Here is an 18,520-nt window from a genome sequence, read left to right on the forward strand (position 1 = left end):
ACGCCGCGCGAGGGTGGTTGACCGCCAGGGGCGATCAACCACCCTACGCGAGACTATCGGTCACCCGGAGGTCCAGCAGACACCGGACGCAGGCGACTGACCGTCGTTACGCAACCTGACTAGTATGCCGCACGACCGGCGGCGACGCTAATCGGGGTTACCCAGCTCACTTGATGATCTTGGTGACGCGACCCGCGCCGACCGTACGGCCACCCTCCCGGATCGCGAACTTGAGGTTCTCCTCCATCGCGATGGGCTGGATCAGCTTCACGGTCATCGTGGTGTTGTCGCCCGGCATGACCATCTCGGTGCCCTCGGGCAGGGTGACGACGCCGGTGACGTCCGTGGTCCGGAAGTAGAACTGCGGACGGTAGTTCTGGAAGAACGGGGTGTGGCGGCCACCCTCCTCCTTGGAGAGGATGTAGACCGTCGCCTCGAACTCCGTGTGCGGGGTCGTGGTGCCCGGCTTGATGACGACCATGCCGCGCTCGACGTCCTCGCGCTTGATGCCGCGGAGCAGCAGACCGACGTTCTCGCCCGCGCGGGCCTCGTCGAGCAGCTTGCGGAACATCTCGATGCCGGTGCAGACCGTCTTCTGCGACTTCTCGCGGATACCGACGATCTCCACCTCCTCGTTCGGCTTGAGGATGCCACGCTCGGCGCGGCCGGTGACCACGGTGCCGCGACCGGTGATGGTGAAGACGTCCTCGATCGGCATGAGGAACGGCTTCTCGGTCTCGCGCTCCGGCTGCGGGATCGCGGTGTCGACGGCGTTCATCAGGTCCAGGAGCTTCCCGGTCCACTCCGGGTCGCCCTCGAGGGCCTTCAGCGCCGAGACCCGGACGACCGGCAGGTCGTCACCCGGGTACTCCTGCGAGGAGAGCAGCTCGCGGACCTCGAGCTCGACGAGCTCCAGGAGCTCCTCGTCGTCGACCATGTCGCTCTTGTTGAGCGCCACGACGATGTACGGCACGCCGACCTGACGGGCCAGCAGCACGTGCTCGCGGGTCTGCGGCATCGGGCCGTCGGTCGCCGCGACCACCAGGATCGCGCCGTCCATCTGGGCGGCACCGGTGATCATGTTCTTGATGTAGTCGGCGTGACCGGGGCAGTCGACGTGCGCGTAGTGACGCGCCTCGGTCTGGTACTCGACGTGCGCGATCGAGATCGTGATGCCGCGGGCCTTCTCCTCCGGCGCCTTGTCGATCTCGTCGAACGGCGTGTACGGGTTCAGGTCCGGGTACTGGTCGTGCAGGACCTTGGTGATGGCCGCCGTCAGCGTCGTCTTACCGTGGTCGATGTGACCAATGGTGCCGATGTTGACGTGCGGCTTAGTCCGCTCGAACTTCGCCTTCGCCACTGGTGTCCTCCTGTGGACTTTCTTGGTTCGTTCGCCCCGGCGCGCCGGGTCGGCGCTTAGGACTCTGTCGACAGCCTTTCCGACCTGACGGCCGGAGAGCCTTTGTGGGTTCTGCGGCGATGAAGCCTACAGGCCCGGATTCACACAACTCGCCCGAGGTGGCCGCGGGCGGGAGATCCCTCCCGCGACCAGCCCCGGCTCATCGGATCAGCTCAGGTGAGCGTCACTCACCAGTCGCCTTGGCGATGATCTCCTTCGCCACGCTCTGCGGAACCTCGGCGTAGGAGTCGAACTGCATGCTGTAGCTAGCCCGGCCCTGGGTCTTCGACCGCAGGTCGCCGACGTAGCCGAACATCTCCGACAGTGGCACCAGAGCCCGGACGATGCGGGCGCCGTGACGCTCCTCCATCGCCTGGATGATGCCGCGCCGGGAGTTGAGGTCGCCGATGACGTCACCCATGTTCTCCTCCGGAGTGGTGACCTCAACAGCCATCATCGGCTCGAGCAGCGCGGGGTCGGCCTTGCGGGCCGCCTCCTTCATCACCATCGAACCGGCGATCTTGAATGCCATTTCCGACGAGTCGACCTCGTGGTACTGGCCGTCCAGCAGCGTCAGCTTGACACCCACCAGCGGGAAGCCGGCGAGAATGCCGTACTGCATCGCGTCCTGGGCACCCGCGTCCACCGAGGGGATGAACTCCCGGGGGATGCGGCCACCGGTGACGGCGTTGGCGAACTCGTAGGTCGGCGAGTCGTTGTCCAGCGGCAGCGGCTCGATGCTCACGATCACGCGGGCGTACTGGCCGGAACCACCGGTCTGCTTCTTGTGGGTGTACTCGACCTTCTCCACCGTGCGGCGGATGGTCTCGCGGTACGCCACCTGCGGCTTACCGATGTTCGCCTCGACGTTGAACTCGCGGCGCATCCGGTCGACCAGGATGTCCAGGTGCAGCTCGCCCATGCCGGAGATGACCGTCTGGCCGGTCTCCTCGTCCAGCTTGACGCGGAAGGTCGGGTCCTCCTCGGCCAGCCGCTGGATGGCGGTGCTGAGCTTCTCCTGGTCGGCCTTGGTCTTCGGCTCGATGGCGACCTCGATGACCGGCTCCGGGAAGGTCATCGACTCCAGGATGACCGGGTTCGCCGGGTCGCACAGCGTGTCACCGGTGGTGGTCTGCTTGAGACCCTGCACCGCGATGATGTCGCCAGCCTTGGCGGAGCTGCGCTCCTCCCGCTTGTTGGCGTGCATCTGGTAGATCTTGCCGATCCGCTCCTTGCGGTCCTTGGTGGAGTTGACCACCTGGGTCCCGGACTCGACCACGCCGGAGTAGACCCGGACGTAGGTGAGCTTGCCAAGGTGCTTGTCGGTCTGGATCTTGAAGGCCAGGCCCGAGAACGGCTCCGAGGTGGACGGCTTCCGCTGCATCGGGGTCTCGCCGTCGGTCGCGGTGCCCTCGATGGCCGGGATGTCCAGCGGCGACGGCAGGTACGCGACGACCGCGTCGAGCATGGGCTGGATGCCCTTGTTCTTGAAGGCGGTGCCGGTGAAGACGGGGTTGGCCTTGCCGGCGATGGTGGCCCGGCGGATGGCGGCCTTGATCTCCTCGACGGAGATCTCCTCGCCCTCCAGGTACTTCTCCATCACCGTGTCGTCGACGTCGGCGAGGGTCTCCATCAGCTTCTCGCGCCACTCCGCGGCGGAATCGGCGAGGTCGGCCGGGATCTCCTCGATCGCGTAGTCCTCACCCTTCTGGGTCTCCCCGCGCCAGGTGAGGGCGCGCATCTCGATCAGGTCGACCACACCGATGAAGTCGGCCTCGGCGCCGATCGGGATCTGGAGGACCAGCGGGGTGGCGTTGAGCCGGTCGATCATCATCTGCACGCAGCGGAAGAAGTCGGCACCGGTCCGGTCGAGCTTGTTGACGAAGCACATCCGGGGGACGTTGTACTTGTCCGCCTGGCGCCACACGTTCTCCGTCTGCGGCTCCACGCCGGCGACACCGTCGTAGACCGCGACCGCACCGTCCAGAACCCGCAGCGACCGCTCCACCTCGACCGTGAAGTCGACGTGGCCGGGCGTGTCGATGATCTGGATCGTGTGGCCCTTCCACTCGCACTTCGTGGCGGCGGAAGTGATGGTGATACCGCGCTCCTGCTCCTGCTCCATCCAGTCCATGACGGCAGCGCCCTCGTGGACTTCACCGATCTTGTAGGTGATACCGGTGTAGAACAGGATCCGCTCGGTGGTAGTGGTCTTACCGGCATCGATGTGCGCCATGATGCCGATGTTGCGTACGTTGGCGAGCGCGTCTGCGGCGGCCACTTCAATCCCTACTTATCGTCGTCTCGACACAACTGGTGGCGGTTCCGGCGCCTCGTGAGCGCCGGAACCAAGGTGTTACCAGCGGTAGTGCGCGAAGGCCTTGTTGGACTCGGCCATCTTGTGCGTGTCCTCGCGCCGCTTGACGGCGGCACCAAGGCCGTTGCTCGCGTCCAGCAGCTCGTTCATCAGCCGCTCGACCATGGTCTTCTCGCGCCGGGCGCGGGAGTAGGTGACCAGCCAGCGCAGGCCCAGGGTGGTCGCCCGGGCGGGCCGGACCTCGACCGGGACCTGGTAGGTGGCGCCACCGACGCGGCGGCTGCGCACCTCGAGGGTCGGCTTGACGTTGTCCATCGCCCGCTTCAGGGTGACGACCGGGTCGGTGCCGGACTTCTCGCGGCAGCCCTCGAGGGCGGCGTACACGATGCTCTCGGCGAGCTGGCGCTTGCCGCGCAGCAGGATCTTGTTCACCAGCTGGGTGACCAGCGGCGAGTTGTACACCGGGTCAGCGACCAGCGGCTTCCGCGGAGCGGGTCCCTTACGCGGCATGTCAGCTCTTCTCCTTCTTCGCGCCGTAGCGGCTGCGCGCCTGCTTGCGGTTGCGGACACCCTGGGTGTCCAGCGAACCGCGAACGATCTTGTACCGCACGCCGGGGAGGTCCTTCACCCGGCCACCGCGGACGAGCACGATCGAGTGCTCCTGCAGGTTGTGGCCGACACCCGGGATGTAGGCGGTGACCTCGATCTGGCTGCTGAGCTTGACACGAGCGACCTTGCGCAGCGCCGAGTTCGGCTTCTTCGGGGTGGTGGTGTACACGCGGGTGCACACGCCGCGCCGCTGGGGGGACCCCTTCAGCGCCGGGGTCTTGGTCTTGGTCGTCTTGGCCTGGCGGCCCTTTCGGACCAGCTGCTGGATGGTGGGCACCGGGTTTCTCCGCTCCCTTCGGCCGCTGCGAGGCGACCGCGCTGTCTGCTCGTTAGCCGACCTGATGGACGGCTCTCCTACATTCCAACCAGGGCCACCTGACGGGGGTCCCAGCACCCGCGGTCGGGCGTGTCGCCCGGATCACGGTCCCGGTGCGCCGCTCGCGCGTCGTACCGGGGTTTCTGTCACCGGCGCAGGAAATTCCAAACACCGGATCTTGGACTTGGTCGTGCCGCCGCACGATCACCGGAATCCCGGTGCCAGCGCACGCACGCATTGCCCGGGCATGCCCGGGCACAAGGGGAAAGGGTACCTACCACAGCCGCGCAGGTCAAAACGGAGCGGTCCGGTTCAACCGCCTCGCGGTCCGCCGGCCGATCGTCTCTTCCCTGCCCGCCCACGACGGGCACCTACGGCGACAAGTGTACCGGCTTCGCCCCGCATCGACCCGGGGGCCCCGGTTCCGCCCGGCCGGCGGACCCCCCGCCGCGGCGGTCTTCCCTCGTCGGCCGGTGGACCGGCCGCCGCACTCGGCTCACGTGAGCTGCACCACCAGCGCCACCCCGAGCCCGAGCAGGCTGAGCAGCACCCCGACTCCCCCGCAGCTGAGACCGGCCACGGCCAGTCCCCGCCCGGTGAACCGGACCCCCGGCGGCGGTGCCGGGCGCCGGACTTGCCGGCGGGCCAGCAACCCGGTCACGATGGCGGCGCCGCCGGCGAGCGCGCCGAGCACCGTGAACGCCCCGGCCGCCCAGGCACCGCCGAGGTTCGACCCGGCGATGCCGAAGCAGAAGACCAGCAGCGAGACCAGGATCGAGGCGATCCCGGCGACCAACGAGCCGATGGCGAGCCCCGAGGTCACCGGGGGCACGTCCAGGTGGACCACGCCGAACGGGGTGCCGGGGACCCGGTCGACCCGCTTCGGCGGGCGCGGGGCCTCCTGCGGGGGCGGCGGCAGTACCCCCGGCCGCGGACCGGCCGCCTGCGGCGCCGGGGCCCAGGCGCCGCCGGGCGGCACGCTGCCCGGGCCCGCCCACCCTCGGCCGGGCACCGGCGGGGTTCCCGGGTACGCCCCGGGCCCCGCCCAGCCGGCCGGGGCGGGCGGCGGCCCGTGGTGCGGTCCGGGGCCGGCCGGAAGGGGGTGTCCGACATAGGGCGGAGCCGGCCGCTGGCCGGGCGAGGCACCCGGGGCCGACGCCCCGACCGGCGGGTACGGGCCGTCGGGCGGCCACGGCCCCGGCGGGGAGGACTGCGGGGCGGCCGGCGGCGGAGCGTACCCCGGGCTGGCGACCTCCGGCGACGCGCTCGGCCCCTCCTCCGGCCCGACCCTCGGCGCGGCCCACGGGCTGGTGGGGTCCGGGCCCGGCGTCGGCGCGGCGGCCTCTGGCCCGGCGACGGACCGGGTCGGGTCGTCTCCCGGCGGTGGGGCCGGCTCCGTCACGTGGTCCTCCTGTCGACATGGCTCACCCGCCGCGCGGCGGACACCGGCCAGGCTACCGTCGCGGGTCCCGCCGCCGGGCCCGGGCGCGGGGCCGCTCCCCCGCCCGGTCAGTCGACGTTCGGGGGGTAGTCGTGCCCGAAGGGACTGTCCGCGAGCCGGACCACTCCGATGACCACGGCCACCACCACCGCGACCGCACACAGCACCAGGCCCGTCCAGGCCAGCCGCTCCCCGCGCCGTAACCAGTCCGCACCAGTGAGGAACCCGCCCGAGGCGTACGCCTCCCGCCGGGCCTGGCGGGCGAGCCACAGGGCGATGGTCGACGGCACCACCCCGCCGATGAACAGCCCGGTCAGCCCACCGATCAGCCCCAGGGCGAAGACGGCCCGGGCCTTCGTCGAGCGGACCGGCTCAGGATCGAGCGGATGGCGCGGCCCCTGCTGGGCGACGGGCACCTGCCCGGGCGCGATCGTCATGCCGTCCATCATGCCCCGGCCCGCCGCACCCGACACTCAGGAGGAGCAGACCGCCAACCGGTCGCCGGGCGGGCCGCGGGCACCGGCACCACGCCCGACGGGAGACCTGGCCGCGGACGCGACGAGGCCCCCGGCGGGTGCCGGGGGCCTCGTCGTTGCTGGTGCTTAGCGGTACGACCCGAAGTCGAAGTCGTCCAGCGGCACCGCCTGGCCGCTGGCCGGCCCGAAGCCGTAGTCGGTCTCCGGGTAGCCGGTCATCGAGTAGACCTTGGCCTTCGCCTCCTCGGTCGGCTCGACCCGGACGTTGCGGTACTTGCTAATGCCCGTACCGGCCGGGATGAGCTTACCGATGATCACGTTCTCCTTGAGGCCGATCAGCGAGTCGCTGCGGGCGTGGATCGCCGCGTCCGTCAGCACCCGGGTGGTCTCCTGGAAGGAGGCCGCCGACAGCCAGGAGTCCGTGGCCAGCGAGGCCTTGGTGATACCCATCAGCACCGGGCGACCCGCCGCGGGCTCGCCGCCCTCGGACACGAGCCGGCGGTTCTCCGACTCGAAGAGCGCCCGGTCGACCAGCACGCCCGGCAGGAACTCGGTCGAGCCGGAGTCGATGACCGTCACCCGCTTGAGCATCTGACGGATGATGATCTCGATGTGCTTGTCGTGGATGAGCACACCCTGCGAGCGGTAGACCTCCTGGACCTCCTGGGTCAGGTGGACCTGGACCGCGCGCGGGCCGAGGATGCGCAGCAGCTCGTGCGGGTCGATGGTGCCCTCGGTGAGCTTCTCGCCGACCTCGACGTGGTCGCCGTCGTGGGCCCGCAGCCGGACCCGCTTGGAGATCTTGTCGTAGACGATCTCGTCGCTGCCGTCGTCCGGCACCACGATGATCTTCCGCGACCGCTCGCCGTCCTCGATCCGGATCCGACCCGGGGTGTCGGCGATGGGCGCCTTACCCTTCGGGACCCGGGCCTCGAAGATCTCCTGGACCCGGGGCAGACCCTGGGTGATGTCCTCACCCGCGACACCACCGGTGTGGAAGGTACGCATCGTCAGCTGCGTACCCGGCTCACCGATCGACTGGGCGGCGATGATGCCGACCGCCTCGCCGACATCCACCGTCTTGCCGGTCGGCAGCGAGCGGCCGTAGCACGCACCGCAGACGCCCAGCTTCGACTCGCAGGTGAGCACGCTGCGCACCCGGACGCTCTCCACCCCGGCCGCGACGATCCGGTCGACCAGGATCGAGTTGATGTCCTGACCCCGCTCGGCCACCACGGTGCCGTCCGGCCCCTTGATGTCGTCGGCCAGGGTACGGGCGTGCACGCTGGTCTCGGCGTGCTCGTGCACGACCAGCTTGCCGTCGATCCGCTCGCCGATCTGCATCGGGATGGCGCGGTCGGTGCCGCAGTCCTCCTCGCGGATGATGACGTCCTGCGAGACGTCCACCAGACGCCGGGTCAGGTAACCCGAGTCGGCGGTACGCAGGGCGGTGTCCGCGAGACCCTTACGGGCACCGTGCGTGGAGATGAAGTACTCCAGCACGGACAGACCCTCCCGGTACGAGGCCTTGATGGGCCGCGGGATGATCTCGCCCTTCGGGTTGGCCACCAGACCACGGATCGCCGCGATCTGCCGGAGCTGGAGCAGGTTACCGCGGGCACCCGAGTTGATCATCTTCCACAGCGGGTTCTCCTGCGGCAGCGCGGTGTCCATCTCCTTGGCGACCTCGTTGGTCGCCTTGGTCCAGATCTCGATGAGCTCGCCGCGGCGCTCCTCGGCGGTCATCAGGCCACGCTGGTACTGCTTGTCGATCCGGTCGGCTTCCTTCTCGTACCGCTCCAGGATCTCCCGCTTGCGCGGCGGAGCGATGACGTCCTCCATGCCGATGGTGACGCCGGACCAGGTGGCCCAGTGGAAACCGGCCTCCTTGAGTCCGTCGAGGGTGGCCGCGAGAGCCACCTTCGGGAAGCGCTCCGCGAGGTCGTTGACGATCGCGGAGAGCTGGCCCTTGCGGATCTCGTAGTTCACGAAGCGGTAGCCCGGCGGCAGCGTCTCGTTGAACAGGACCCGGCCCAGGGTGGTCTCCACCGTCACCGGCTCGCCCTCGACCCAGCCCTCGGGCGCGACCCACGGCTCGGCGCCGGCGCCGTTGTCGACCCCGACGACGTCCCGCAGCCGGATCTTGACCGGAGCCTGCAGGTGCAGCTCGCCGTTGTCGAACGCCATCCGCGCCTCGGCGTCCGAGCTGAACGCCCGGCCCTCACCCTGGCCACCCGGAGTCAGGTGGGTGAGGTGGTAGAGGCCGATGACCATGTCCTGAGTGGGCATGGTGACCGGCTTGCCGTCGGCCGGCTTGAGGATGTTGTTCGACGACAGCATCAGGATCCGCGCCTCGGCCTGGGCCTCGGCGGACAGCGGCACGTGCACCGCCATCTGGTCACCGTCGAAGTCGGCGTTGAACGCGGTGCAGACCAGCGGGTGGATCTGGATGGCCTTGCCCTCGACCAGCTGGGGCTCGAAGGCCTGGATGCCCAGCCGGTGCAGGGTCGGCGCCCGGTTCAGCAGGACCGGGTGCTCGCCGATGACCTCTTCCAGCACGTCCCACACGACCGGCCGCTGCCGCTCGACCATCCGCTTGGCGGACTTGATGTTCTGCGCGTGGTTGAGGTCGACCAGCCGCTTCATCACGAACGGCTTGAACAGCTCCAGCGCCATCTGCTTGGGCAGGCCGCACTGGTGCAGCTTGAGCTTCGGGCCGACCACGATGACCGAACGGCCGGAGTAGTCGACGCGCTTGCCCAGCAGGTTCTGGCGGAACCGGCCCTGCTTGCCCTTGAGCATGTCGGACAGCGACTTCAGCGGGCGGTTACCCGGACCGGTGACCGGCCGGCCGCGGCGGCCGTTGTCGAACAGCGCGTCGACGGCCTCCTGGAGCATCCGCTTCTCGTTGTTGACGATGATCTCGGGCGCGCCGAGGTCGATCAGCCGCTTGAGACGGTTATTCCGGTTGATCACCCGGCGGTACAGGTCGTTCAGGTCGGAGGTCGCGAAGCGGCCACCGTCCAGCTGCACCATCGGACGCAGGTCCGGCGGAATGACCGGGACGCAGTCCAGCACCATGCCGAGCGGCGAGTTGCGGGTGTTCTGGAACGCCGCGACGACCTTCAGCCGCTTCAGCGCCCGGATCTTCCGCTGGCCCTTGCCGGTGCGGATGGTCTCGCGCAGGCTCTCGGCCTCGGCGTCGAGGTCCATGTTCTGGACCAGCGCCTTGATGGCCTCGGCGCCCATGGCACCGGTGAAGTACTCGCCGAAGCGGTCGCGCAGCTCGCGGTAGAGCAGCTCGTCGGTGACCAGCTGCTTGGGCTCGAGCTTGCGGAAGGTGTCGAGGACCTCGTCGAGGCGGTCGATCTCGCGCTGGGCCCGGTCGCGGATCTGGCGCATCTCGCGCTCGCCGCCCTCCTTGACCTTGCGCCGGACGTCCGCCTTCGCGCCCTCGGCCTCCAGCTCGGCCAGGTCGGCCTCGAGCTTGGCGGCCCGCTTCTCGATCTCCGAGTCGCGGCTGTTCTCGGCCTGCCGCTTCTCGGCCAGGATCTCGTTCTCGATCGTCGAGAGGTCACGGTGACGCGCCTCGGCGTCCACGCTCGTCACGACGTACGAGGCGAAGTAGATGATCTTCTCGAGGTCCTTCGGGGCGAGGTCCAGCAGGTAGCCCAGCCGGCTCGGCACGCCCTTGAAGTACCAGATGTGGGTCACCGGAGCGGCCAGCTCGATGTGACCCATCCGCTCCCGGCGAACCTTGGAGCGGGTCACCTCGACGCCGCAGCGCTCGCAGATGATGCCCTTGAAGCGGACCCGCTTGTACTTACCGCAGTAGCACTCCCAGTCCCGCTGCGGACCGAAGATCTTCTCGCAGAAGAGCCCGTCCTTCTCCGGCTTCAGGGTGCGGTAGTTGATGGTCTCGGGCTTCTTGACCTCGCCGTGGGACCACTGACGGATGTCGTCGGCGGTGGCGAGGCCGATGCGCAGCTCGTCGAAGAAGTTGACGTCGAGCACTATGTCCCCTATGTCGTCGTCTGTACTGCTTAGCTAACGGGCGGGTTCGGGGGCCGGCGAACCGGCCCCCGAACCATCACCTCAGACCTCTTCGACCGAGCTCGGCTCGCGCCGGGACAGGTCGATGCCCAGCTCCTCCGCGGCCCGGAACACCTCGTCGTCGGTCTCGCGCATCTCCAGGGCCACGCCGTCGCTGGACAGCACCTCGACGTTGAGGCACAGCGACTGCAGCTCCTTGAGCAGCACCTTGAACGACTCGGGGATGCCCGGCTCGGGGATGTTCTCGCCCTTGACGATCGCCTCGTAGACCTTCACCCGGCCGAGGACGTCGTCGGACTTGATCGTCAGCAGCTCCTGCAGGGCGTACGCGGCGCCGTACGCCTGCATCGCCCAGCACTCCATCTCACCGAAGCGCTGGCCACCGAACTGCGCCTTACCACCCAGCGGCTGCTGCGTGATCATCGAGTACGGGCCGGTCGACCGGGCGTGGATCTTGTCGTCGACCAGGTGGTTGAGCTTCAGGATGTAGATGTAGCCGACCGCGATCGGGTCCGGCAGCGGCTCGCCGGAGCGACCGTCGAACAGCCGCGCCTTGCCCGTACGCCCGATCAGCTGGTTGCCGTCCCGGTTGGGCAGGGTCGACCCGAGCAGACCGGCGATCTCCTCCTCGCGGGCACCGTCGAAGACCGGGGTGGCCACGTTGGTGTCCGGCTCGGACTCGTGCGCGTCGATCGAACGGAGCGCCTTCTTCCACTCCTCGTCGTCGCCCTGGACGCTCCAGCCGGTCTTGGCCACCCACCCGAGGTGGGTCTCCAGGACCTGGCCGATGTTCATCCGGGACGGCACGCCGAGCGGGTTCAGCACGATGTCGACCGGGGTGCCGTCCTCCAGGAACGGCATGTCCTCGATCGGCAGGATCTTGGAGATGACGCCCTTGTTGCCGTGGCGGCCCGCGAGCTTGTCACCGTCCTGGATCTTGCGCTTCTGGGCCACGTAGACCCGGACCAGCTCGTTGACGCCCGGGGGCAGCTCGTCGCCGTCCTCCCGGGAGAAGGTACGCACGCCGATGACCGTGCCGGTCTCACCGTGCGGCACCTTCAGCGAGGTGTCCCGGACCTCGCGCGCCTTCTCGCCGAAGATCGCGCGGAGCAGCCGCTCCTCCGGGGTCAGCTCGGTCTCACCCTTCGGGGTGACCTTGCCGACCAGGATGTCGCCGGGGACGACCTCGGCGCCGATTCGGATGATGCCGCGCTCGTCGAGGTCGGCGAGCATTTCCTCGCTGACGTTCGGGATGTCGCGGGTGATCTCCTCCGGACCCAGCTTGGTGTCCCGGGCGTCGACCTCGTGCTCCTCGATGTGGATCGAGGTGAGCACGTCCTGCTGCACGAGGCGCTGCGACAGGATGATCGCGTCCTCGTAGTTGTGGCCCTCCCAGGTCATGAACGCCACGAGCAGGTTGCGCCCGAGCGCCATCTCGCCCTCGTCGGTGCACGGACCGTCGGCGATGACCTGACCGGCCTCGACGCGGTCGCCCTCGAAGACGACCGGCTTCTGGTTGACGCAGGAGCCGGCGTTGGAGCGGCGGAACTTGTGCAGCAGGTACGTCCGGCGGTGGCCGTCGTCCTGGTGGACGGTGATGTAGTCGGCGCAGAGGTCCTCGATCACACCGCCGACCTCGGCGACGACGACGTCACCGGCGTCCACGGCCGCGCGGTACTCCATGCCCGTACCGACCAGCGGCGACTCGGCCTTGACCAGCGGCACCGCCTGGCGCTGCATGTTCGCGCCCATGAGCGCGCGGTTGGCGTCGTCGTGCTCGAGGAACGGGATCATCGCGGTGGCGACCGAGGTCATCTGCCGCGGCGACACGTCCATGTAGTCCACGGCCTCCGGCGGCACGTCCTCGGTCTCGCCGCCCTTACGGCGGACCAGGACGCGGTCCTCGGCGAACGACCCGTCGGACTTCAGCGGGGCGTTGGCCTGCGCCTTGACGAACCGGTCCTCCTCGTCCGCGGTCAGGTAGTCGATCTGGTCGGTGACCCGACCGTTGACGACCTTCCGGTACGGCGTCTCGATGAAGCCGAACGGGTTGACCCGGGCGAAGGTGGACAGGGCGCCGATCAGACCGATGTTCGGGCCTTCCGGCGTCTCGATCGGGCACATCCGGCCGTAGTGGGACGGGTGCACGTCGCGGACCTCGAAGCCGGCCCGCTCCCGGGACAGACCACCCGGGCCGAGCGCGCTCAGCCGGCGCCGGTGGGTCAGGCCCGCCAGCGGGTTGGTCTGGTCCATGAACTGGGACAGCTGCGACGTACCGAAGAACTCCTTGATCGCCGCCACCACCGGGCGGATGTTGATCAGGGTCTGCGGCGTGATCGCCTCGACGTCCTGGGTGGTCATCCGCTCACGGACGACGCGTTCCATCCGGGAGAGGCCGACCCGGACCTGGTTCTGGATCAGCTCGCCGACGGTACGCAGGCGGCGGTTGCCGAAGTGGTCGATGTCGTCGGCCTCGTAGCCCTCCTCACCGGCGTGCAGCCGGCAGAGGTATTCCACGGTGGCGACGATGTCGTCCTCGGTCAGCGTGCCGGTGGTGATCGGCACGTCCACTTCGAGCTTCTTGTTGAACTTGTAACGACCGACCTTGGCGACGTCGTACCGCTTCGGATTGAAGAAGAGGTTGTCGAGCAGGGTCTGGGCGTTCTCGCGGGTCGGCGGCTCGCCCGGACGGAGCTTCCGGTAGATGTCCAGCAGCGCCTCGTCCTGGCCGCCGATGTGGTCCTTCTCGAGCGTGGTCATCATCAGCTCGGACCAGCCGAACTTCTCGCGGATCTGCTCCGCCGACCACCCGATGGCCTTGAGCAGGACGGTGACGGCCTGCCGGCGCTTGCGGTCGATGCGGACGCCGACCGTGTCGCGCTTGTCGATGTCGAACTCCAGCCAGGCACCCCGGCTCGGGATGACCTTGACGCTGGAGAGGTCGCGGTCGGAGGTCTTGTCCGGCTGCTTGTCGAAATAGACGCCCGGCGAGCGGACGAGCTGGCTGACCACGACGCGCTCGGTGCCGTTGATGATGAAGGTGCCCTTCGGCGTCATCATCGGGAAGTCACCCATGAACACCGTCTGGCTCTTGATCTCGCCGGTGGTGTTGTTGGTGAACTCCGCGGTCACGAACAGCGGGGCGCAGTAGGTCAGGTCCTTCTCCTTGCACTCTTCGATCGAGGCCTTGACCTCGTCGAAGCGCGGAGCCGAGAAGGAGAGCGACATGGTGCCGGAGAAGTCCTCAATGGGACTGATCTCGTCGAGGATCTCCGCGAGACCCGAGCGTGCGTGCGGGTCGTCCGCCGACCGGCCCTGCCAAGCCTCGTTGCCGACGAGCCAGTCGAAGGACTCGTTCTGGATGGCGAGGAGGTTGGGGACCTCGAGGTGTTCGGTGATCCTGCCGAAAGAAACTCGGCGGGGCGCAAAAGCGCTCGACGTACGACTGGTCTTCGCAGGGCGGGAAGCTGCCAAGATGCGTCCTTCCGAGGACCGGTGCTGCAGAACGGCTGGTACGCGTGCACTCCAATGACCCCACCAGAAATATCCGCAAACGGACATTTCCGAGCAGGGGTCAAGTCGGAAGGCAGCGCAAACTAGCAGTGTAGCCGAGAGGCTAACCGCTGTCCAGCCCACCCCGCAGGGTCGTCGCGGAACTTGCCTCGAGACCCCTGAAACCGGGTCTACCGGGCCGCTCGGAACGCGACGCTCCTGCCGGGCCGCTCGGGTGTCACGGCGATGGTGCTGCCGCTGCCATACCCGAGAGGTGGCCGTTGCAAGCGCGGAAGGTCTTGCTGGTGTCAGCGTGCCTGGCAGCCCGGTGCCGCGTCAAGGGCCGGTTACCGTTCGGGGTGTCTTTCCCACCGACGGGCTACCGACAGGCGCCGCTGTGAAACCGGTGCGAACGACCTGGACGCCCTGCTCACGCCGCAGCCAGCGGGTGCCACCAACCACAGCGGGCGGTGATCCGTTCCCGGATCACCGCCCGCCGCGACGCGGTGTGCCCCGGCTCACGTGAGCCGGACGCGCGTCAGGTCAACGCAAGGTCACTTGAGGGTGACCTTGGCGCCCTCGCCCTCGAGCTTGGCCTTGGCCTTCTCGGCGGTCTCCTTGTTGGCCTTCTCCAGGACCGCCTTCGGCGCGGCCTCGACCAGGTCCTTGGCCTCCTTCAGGCCCAGGCCGGTCAGCTCACGCACGACCTTGATGACCTGGATCTTCTTGCCACCGTCGGCGTCGAGGATGACGTCGAACTCGTCCTTCTCCTCCTCGGCCGGGGCGGCCGGGCCACCGGCAGCCGGGCCCGCGGCCACGGCGACCGGAGCGGCGGCGGTGACCTCGAAGGTCTCCTCGAACTGCTTCACGAACTCGGAGAGCTCGATCAGCGTCATCTCCTTGAACGCGTCGAGCAGCTCGTCGGTGCTGAGCTTCGCCATGTCTGGCGTCCTTTCCTGAATGGTTTAACTAAGAACGTGGGTGCGCCGTGCGGCCTCAGGCCGCCTCGGCGCCCTCCTTCTCGCGCTTGTCCTGCAGGGCGGCCGCCAGACGCGCGGTCTTGGCGAGCGGAGCCTGGAACAGGGCCGCGGCCTTGCTCAGGTTGCCCTTCATGGCGCCGGCCAGCTTCGCCAGCAGCACCTCGCGGGACTCCAGGTCGGCGAGCTTCGTGACCTCGGCCGCGGAAATGGCCTTGCCCTCGAAGACACCGCCCTTGATGACGAGCTTCGGGTTGGCCTTCGCGAAGTCGCGAAGCCCCTTCGCCGCCTCGACGACGTCGCCCGAAACGAAAGTCAGCGCGGTAGGACCGGAGAACAGCTCGTCGAGGCCGGAGATGCCCGCCTCGGTCGCCGCACGCTTGGCCAGCGTGTTCTTCGCGACCGTGTAGCTGGTCTCCTTGCCGAGCGAGCGCCGCAGCTGGGTGAGCTGCGAAACCGTGAGTCCGCGGTACTCGGTCAGCACGGTCGCCCCCGCGTTGCGGAAGCTCTCGGTCAGCTCGGCGACGGCCGTGGCCTTGTCGGACCGGATCGGCTTGTCCGCCATGTCCCTCCTCTCTCGTTACTCGGAGCTGGTACGCCGGCGACGAGCGGACGCTCGCGACGGCGGCGGAGGCATCACGACAACGAGAAAAGCCCCGGCGCAGGGCGCACGGGGCGAGGGCCGGAGCAACGGGCATGGTCGGCGGACCACGCACCGCACCGATTTTCGCTTGCCGCCCTGCGCGGGTCGCCCGTCATCGCGGGACCTTCGACCGTGCCAGGGCACGGTGACCAGCGGTCTCTGGGTGGAACTACGGGACAAGGTTACGCGACGTGTCCCGCTACTTCCAAATCGCCCCCGGAGTGCCCCCGGTCACCCTCACCCCGGGTTGATGACCCACCCCTGGGTACGGCACATTGCGCCATCGCCCGGGCGGGGGACAGGCGGGGTGCGGCACACCGAGTCGATCAGGGCGAGCATGCCCGGTCGGGGCGCGGACCGGCGGGCGGGTCAGGCGCGGGTACGACGGCCCCAGGCGTAGCCGGTCAGGGCCACCACCGCCCAGACCAGCGCCCAGGCGCTCAGGAGCAGTGCCGCCGAGGCGGTCAGGTCGCCGGTCAGCGCCCGGGCGGTCGGCATCACCGGCGGCGCCAGCCACGGCAGCACCGAGTGGCTCAGCCCCAGCACCAGGGCACCGACCGCGCCGACCGAGAGCACCGCCACGCCGTACCCGGCGCTGCGGGTGATCGCCCGGCTGGCCAGGGCGCCCAGCGCCACGGCCGCCGGCAGGGCGAGCAGGTGGGCCCAGAGGCCGAGGGCCACTCCGGCGGCCACTGACCGGTCCCCCGGCCCGGTCTCGCCGGTCACCCCGCCGACCAACCAGGGGAAGACCAGCGCGACGGCCACCGTGCCGAGCCCGGCCACGGCCGCCGCCAGCAGGCCGGCGGCCCGCTCCCGGACCGGGCCCACCACCACCCGGGCCAGCCGGCGCTGCACGTCCGGCTCGACGTCGAGCAGAATCTTGGTCTGCCAGGCCAGCACCGGGAACAGCACCACCGCCGATACGCCGTACGCCTCCGCCGGGCGGGCCCGGCCGCCGCCGTAGAGGACGCCGAGGGCCAGCAGGCCCGCCAGCACCGGTGCCAGCGCCCGTCCGGTACGCAGGAAGCCGGCCAGCCGCAGCCGGACCAGCGCGGTCACCGGGCCGCCTCCGGCGCTGGGGCACGGTCGGGCCCCGTGCCGGGGTCGACATCAGCGCCACCGTCAGCCGCCGCACCGGAGTCGGCATCCGGGACGACGGCGGACGGATCCGGGTCAGGTCGCGTGGCGGGAGGCGGGGCGGCGTGGTCGCGTACCCGGAGAACGTGGTGGCCGGCGGCGCGCAACCGGGCGACGGCGTCCGCCACCCCCGCGGCCGGTACCGCCAGCTCGACCACCACCATGGCCGCACCCTCGGTCGGCGCCTGCGCGGTGACCGTGCCGTCGGCGACCGTCCAGCGCGATGCGCCGGGCAGCCGCACCGTCTCGCCGCGGTGGTCACTGACCAGCACCGCGCCGCCGCCGGCCAGCACCTCGCCGATCAGCTCCGGCACCAGCTCGCGGGCGGCGGCATCCAGCCCCTCCCAGGGCTCGTCGAGGACGAGCAGGCCGGGCGGGCGCAGCATCGCCTGGGCCAGCCCGACCTTCTGGGCGGTGCCCTTCGACAGCTCGGGCAGCCGGACCCCGTGGAACCGGGCCAGGCCGAGCCGGTCGACCCAGTGCCGCACCGCCCGGGCGGCCGCCGGACCGGAGAGACCGGCCAGCCGCCCCATCCCGGTGAGGTACCCACCCACGGTGAACGGCTGGTCGGCGGGGAACCGCTCCGGGACCCAGCCGACGGCCGCGGGACGGTCGACCACCCGACCCCGGCTCGGCCGGAGCACGCCTGCGGCGAGCTGGAGCAGGGTGGACTTGCCGACGCCGTTGCGCCCGAGCACCACCGCCACCTCGCCCGGGCCGATCCGCACCTCCGCGCCACGCAGCACCCACGGACCGCGCCGGTGGTAGCGCAACCAGACGTCCTCCAGCCGCATGCGGCGAGCCTGCCATACGGGAATGACGAACGGGGCCCCGCCACGTGAGTGGCGGGACCCCGTCCGGGCTGTCGTGCTCAGGCCTCGGCCGGAGCCTCGGTCAGGTTCTTCACCGCGTTCGGGTCGACCGGGACGCCCGGGCCCATGGTGGTGGTGAGGGTGACCTTCTTCAGGTACTTGCCCTTGGCCGCGGACGGCTTCGACCGCAGCACCTCGTCCAGCACCGCCGCGTAGTTGTCGATCAGCTGGGACTCGGTGAACGAGGCCTTGCCGATGATCAGGTGCAGGTTGGAGTGCTTGTCCACCCGGAAGGTGATCTTACCGCCCTTGATGTCCGAGACGGCCTTGGCGACGTCCATGGTCACCGTGCCGGTCTTCGGGTTCGGCATCAGGCCGCGCGGGCCCAGGATCCGCGCGATCCGGCCGATCTTGGCCATCTGGTCCGGGGTGGCGATCGCCGCGTCGAAGTCCAGCCAACCGCCCTGGATACGGGCGACCAGCTCGTCGGTGCCCACCTCGTCCGCACCCGCGGCGGCGGCCTCCTCGGCCTTCGCGCCGGCGGCGAAGACGATCACGCGGGCGGTCTTACCGGTGCCGTGCGGCAGGTTGACCGTGCCGCGGACCATCTGGTCCGCCTTGCGGGGGTCGACGCCGAGGCGCATCGCGACCTCGACCGTGGCGTCGAACTTGACGGAGGTGGACTCCTTGGCCAGCTTGACGGCCTCGGCGGGAGAGTAGAGCTTCGACCGGTCGATGACCTCGGCGGCCTTGCGGTAGCTCTTGCTGCGCTGCATTTCTCGTAACTCCTGTGGTCTATGGCGGGCCGCGGCGTCCGCAGGCCCTCCCACGAACTGATCGGGTGGGGC

The 18,520-nt window shown here is 69.6% G+C and carries 13 protein-coding genes; all 13 read right to left on the reverse strand.

All coding sequences use genetic code 11. The features are described from left to right. Window positions 1-166 precede the first annotated feature (166 nt). The 13 genes from tuf to rplA all read right to left on the reverse strand — a co-directional run bounded on the left by tuf (window position 167) and on the right by rplA (window position 18,448). Window positions 167-1,360, reverse strand: coding sequence for an elongation factor Tu (gene tuf, locus ACFYM6_RS12480; protein ID WP_387274861.1), 1,194 nt, complete (start codon window positions 1,358-1,360; stop codon window positions 167-169). A 223-nt stretch (window positions 1,361-1,583) separates the two neighbouring features. After that, complete coding sequence (gene fusA / locus ACFYM6_RS12485; RefSeq protein WP_387274862.1) at window positions 1,584-3,680, reverse strand: elongation factor G; 2,097 nt, start codon at window positions 3,678-3,680, stop codon at window positions 1,584-1,586. A gap of 75 nt (window positions 3,681-3,755) precedes the next feature. Then, on the reverse strand, window positions 3,756-4,226 hold the full coding sequence (rpsG, locus tag ACFYM6_RS12490; protein ID WP_073834936.1) for a 30S ribosomal protein S7: 471 nt from the start codon (window positions 4,224-4,226) through the stop codon (window positions 3,756-3,758). 1 nt (window position 4,227) lies between these two features. Continuing rightward, on the reverse strand, window positions 4,228-4,602 hold the full coding sequence (gene rpsL, locus ACFYM6_RS12495) for a 30S ribosomal protein S12 (RefSeq protein WP_007465318.1): 375 nt from the start codon (window positions 4,600-4,602) through the stop codon (window positions 4,228-4,230). A gap of 535 nt (window positions 4,603-5,137) precedes the next feature. Further along, on the reverse strand, window positions 5,138-5,560 hold the full coding sequence (locus ACFYM6_RS12500; RefSeq protein ID WP_387275086.1) for a hypothetical protein: 423 nt from the start codon (window positions 5,558-5,560) through the stop codon (window positions 5,138-5,140). Window positions 5,561-6,150: 590 nt separating this feature from the next. Further along, window positions 6,151-6,519 (reverse strand): hypothetical protein, encoded by a 369-nt coding sequence (locus tag ACFYM6_RS12505; RefSeq protein WP_387274865.1) that lies wholly within the window; start codon window positions 6,517-6,519, stop codon window positions 6,151-6,153. 165 nt (window positions 6,520-6,684) lie between these two features. After that, window positions 6,685-10,572, reverse strand: coding sequence for a DNA-directed RNA polymerase subunit beta' (locus tag ACFYM6_RS12510; RefSeq protein ID WP_357438205.1), 3,888 nt, complete (start codon window positions 10,570-10,572; stop codon window positions 6,685-6,687). An 81-nt stretch (window positions 10,573-10,653) separates the two neighbouring features. Further along, window positions 10,654-14,085: a DNA-directed RNA polymerase subunit beta gene (locus ACFYM6_RS12515; RefSeq protein WP_387274867.1), complete on the reverse strand. Its 3,432-nt coding sequence runs from the start codon at window positions 14,083-14,085 to the stop codon at window positions 10,654-10,656. A 572-nt stretch (window positions 14,086-14,657) separates the two neighbouring features. After that, complete coding sequence (gene rplL, locus ACFYM6_RS12520) at window positions 14,658-15,044, reverse strand: 50S ribosomal protein L7/L12 (protein ID WP_387274868.1); 387 nt, start codon at window positions 15,042-15,044, stop codon at window positions 14,658-14,660. A 55-nt stretch (window positions 15,045-15,099) separates the two neighbouring features. Continuing rightward, window positions 15,100-15,645, reverse strand: coding sequence for a 50S ribosomal protein L10 (gene rplJ / locus ACFYM6_RS12525; protein WP_387274870.1), 546 nt, complete (start codon window positions 15,643-15,645; stop codon window positions 15,100-15,102). Between the two features lie 447 nt (window positions 15,646-16,092). Next, a complete protein-coding gene (locus tag ACFYM6_RS12530) occupies window positions 16,093-16,782 on the reverse strand; it encodes a hypothetical protein (RefSeq protein ID WP_387274872.1) in 690 nt (229 codons plus the stop codon). Next, on the reverse strand, window positions 16,779-17,654 hold the full coding sequence (locus tag ACFYM6_RS12535; protein ID WP_387274874.1) for an ATP-binding cassette domain-containing protein: 876 nt from the start codon (window positions 17,652-17,654) through the stop codon (window positions 16,779-16,781). The genes ACFYM6_RS12530 and ACFYM6_RS12535 overlap by 4 nt, the downstream gene beginning before the upstream one ends. A 77-nt stretch (window positions 17,655-17,731) precedes the next feature. Further along, window positions 17,732-18,448: a 50S ribosomal protein L1 gene (gene rplA / locus ACFYM6_RS12540; RefSeq protein WP_073837336.1), complete on the reverse strand. Its 717-nt coding sequence runs from the start codon at window positions 18,446-18,448 to the stop codon at window positions 17,732-17,734. Between the last annotated feature and the right edge of the window lie 72 nt (window positions 18,449-18,520).

This window comes from Micromonospora sp. NPDC006431 (assembly GCF_042870725.1).
Taxonomy (GTDB): Bacteria; Actinomycetota; Actinomycetes; order Mycobacteriales; family Micromonosporaceae; genus Micromonospora.

What these genes read in the sequence shown, in the direction of transcription:
- rpsG (WP_073834936.1), bottom strand. Translation starts at nt 4,226, where the DNA reads ATGCCGCGTAAGGGACCCGCTCCGCGGAAGCCGCTGGTCGCTGACCCG.
- ACFYM6_RS12505 (WP_387274865.1), bottom strand. Translation starts at nt 6,519, where the DNA reads ATGACGATCGCGCCCGGGCAGGTGCCCGTCGCCCAGCAGGGGCCGCGC.
- rplL (WP_387274868.1), bottom strand. Translation starts at nt 15,044, where the DNA reads ATGGCGAAGCTCAGCACCGACGAGCTGCTCGACGCGTTCAAGGAGATG.
- rplJ (WP_387274870.1), bottom strand. Translation starts at nt 15,645, where the DNA reads ATGGCGGACAAGCCGATCCGGTCCGACAAGGCCACGGCCGTCGCCGAG.
- ACFYM6_RS12535 (WP_387274874.1), bottom strand. Translation starts at nt 17,654, where the DNA reads ATGCGGCTGGAGGACGTCTGGTTGCGCTACCACCGGCGCGGTCCGTGG.
- rplA (WP_073837336.1), bottom strand. Translation starts at nt 18,448, where the DNA reads ATGCAGCGCAGCAAGAGCTACCGCAAGGCCGCCGAGGTCATCGACCGG.